This window comes from Sediminitomix flava, assembly GCF_003149185.1.
Lineage (GTDB): Bacteria > Bacteroidota > Bacteroidia > Cytophagales > Flammeovirgaceae > Sediminitomix > Sediminitomix flava.
In genome coordinates this window covers 1-1792 of the sequence record NZ_QGDO01000030.1, presented here as the reverse complement: position 1 = coordinate 1792, position 1792 = coordinate 1, and the positions used below count along the sequence as shown (strand labels likewise).

At 32.0% G+C, this 1792-nt stretch carries 1 protein-coding gene; it reads right to left on the bottom strand.

Annotated features, from left to right (window positions below; all coding sequences use genetic code 11):
* Positions 1-155: 155 nt before the first annotated feature.
* Entirely contained in the window at positions 156-518 is a 363-nt protein-coding gene (locus BC781_RS25335; protein ID WP_146201794.1) for a hypothetical protein, read from the bottom strand.
* Positions 519-1792 lie beyond the last annotated feature (1274 nt).

The window sequence follows — 1792 nt, the reverse complement described above, 5'->3', positions numbered from 1 at the left end:
GATTGCTTGTCTTGATTTGTATCTCTATTAAAGAGTTTATCAAAAAATCCCATGCTAGATTACTTATTTATGATTGCCAACGTATCGGGCATGGTATCGCAGGCAGATAGCGTCGCATACTGCCTGTGGGCTATGCCCCTTGTTGTGCTTCGTTTTTATTTTTTATTTAATCGCCTTCTAATTGAAGATATTGCGCTTTGAAATTCTAAATGAAATACGGCTTTTTCTACATTTAGAAATTCAATATCAAGGCTTGCGTATTCAATCAATGATCTCCAATTCTCTATGTTTTCACTTGTCGTAATTATAGAAATCGGAAAATATTTATTCCTTTTGATATTATTCGTATTAAAAAGTCGAAGGAATCTATTACCAAATTGATAATTCATTGATCTAAAGTCAAAAATTAAGCCTTGACAACCATTAAACTTCTCTACTCTATCAACTGCAATCTCTAGAATTTTATCGCAATCAATATTTGAATCCGAACCAATACCACATACTCCTTCAAATTCCAAATAGAGAATCGTTTTGATTTTCTCAGAATTGATTAACGTAACAGAACTCATCTACTAGACTTAATGAAGCACAACGTATCGGGCATGGTATCGCAGGCAGATAGCGTCGCATATGCCTGTGGACTATGCCCCTTGTTAGCCTTATTTTATTCCAAATTAGATATCTAGATAATATTATATCTGAGGAAATAAGAATTTACAAGGATATGGGTTTAAAACCTCAAATCTTAAAGATAATTTGAAATTATATGCGACACAATTCATTATAAACTCCCTTCATCTAAACTTATGTCATCCCTCCCTTATTCACCTAATATTTGAATTGAGAGAAGCTATTTAAAGAAAGTATGTACAAATCGTAAAACAAATCCGTAAACTAATATCGGTATCAAAATAGCTATCATTTTATAATCCTCATATAACCAAAAACTCAATACTATTAAACCTAATTGAATTAATGGATAGCTATTAATCAAAAGAAAAAACAATATACCGACAAACAAATTAGGAGGGTTATCGAATATAAATATTGACCCGAAAAGAATGAAAGGCCAAGCTAATATTGAAATTAAGGTCAAATAGTTAAATACAAAAAACCAAATAGGGATATTATCAGGTAAAAATAAATCTTCAAAATTATGCATAATGAGTAGAATAAATATTTCTCTCTATGATTAAGGCTAACGACTTGGGCATGATATCGCAGGCAGGTTGCGTCGCATAGCTGCCTGTGTAATATGCCCCTTGTTGGCTGTTCGTTTATTTTTCAATACTCCAAAATACCTTAATTGGTAAGAGCCAAAACAGAATCATTACGACGTAAGGTAACAAACTCACAAAATCTGAAATGGTACTTTCAAATATTCGTAGTTTAAAATAATCTATTGTTATTAAAATATTCCAGAGCCCAAGTCCGAAATAATAGAAGTATTCGTTTTTTAATTTTGCGTTTCTAATTAATGATATTATTGATTGAATCAGCCAAAATAATATTGAACAACCAATAAAGAGAGACGCTATAAATGGTAACCATCCTTTATCAGAAGTCCAAATGTTATTCAGAGTCAAAGTGACGGTATTTAGCGCAAGAAATACTATTAATGTTCTTAAGTTAAAATACTTCATTATTCGTTTCTGTTGCCAATTGTATTGATTTTGTATAACATACCTATGACCGCCAACGTCTCGGGCATGGTATCGCAGCCAGATTGCATCGCATATGGCTGTGGAATATGCCCCTTGTTACCTACTTTTTTATTTTATTTTTCTATTTT